1 protein-coding gene is annotated in these 834 nt (G+C 39.1%); it reads left to right on the top strand.

The window, feature by feature from the left end; all coding sequences use genetic code 11:
- Window positions 1–834 (top strand): Ig-like domain-containing protein (locus NJT12_RS24820; protein WP_479687006.1); only part of this gene is annotated, 834 nt, incomplete at both ends.

Below are 834 nucleotides of genomic sequence, written 5' to 3'. Positions count from 1 at the left end.
AAATGGCGGAACATTGATTCCAAGTACAACAGCTTTAACAAGTGGTACTTATTATGCAGCGATAAAAGATGCAACATCACTTTGCGAGAGTGCATTAAGACTGGAAGTTGCAGTAATAGTAACAGATCCTGGAACGCCAAGTTTGGTAACTGCAGGAACACAGAATTTCTGTCAGTCGACTTTGCCAACTTTTGCAAGTATTCAGTTAAACGAATCTAATATCGTTTGGTATACTGCTTTAAATGGCGGAACATTGATTCCAAGTACAACAGCTTTAACAAGTGGTACTTATTATGCGGCGATAAAAGATGCAACTTCACTTTGCGAAAGTGCATTGAGACTGGAAGTTGCCGTAATAGTAACAGATCCTGGAACACCAAGTTTGGTAACTGCAGGAACACAAAACTTCTGTCAGTCGACTTTGCCAACTTTTGCAAGTATTCAATTAAACGAATCTAATATAGTTTGGTATACTGCTTTAAATGGCGGAACATTGATTCCAAGTACAACAGCTTTAACAAGTGGTACTTATTATGCGGCGATAAAAGATGCAACTTCACTTTGCGAAAGTGCATTGAGACTGGAAGTTGCCGTAATAGTAACAGATCCTGGAACACCAAGTTTGGTAACTGCAGGAACACAAAACTTCTGTCAGTCGACTTTGCCAACTTTTGCAAGTATTCAATTAAACGAATCTAATATCGTTTGGTATACTGCTTTAACTGGCGGAACATTGATTCCAAGTACAACAGCTTTAACAAGTGGTACTTATTATGCGGCGATAAAAGATGCAACTTCACTTTGTGAGAGTGCATTGAGACTGGAAGTTGCCGT

It is taken from the genome of Flavobacterium azizsancarii, from assembly GCF_027980145.1.
Classification (GTDB): Bacteria; Bacteroidota; Bacteroidia; order Flavobacteriales; family Flavobacteriaceae; genus Flavobacterium; species Flavobacterium azizsancarii.
The sequence above is the reverse complement of the archived record's forward strand: the minus strand, read 5'-3'. Positions and strand labels throughout refer to the sequence as shown.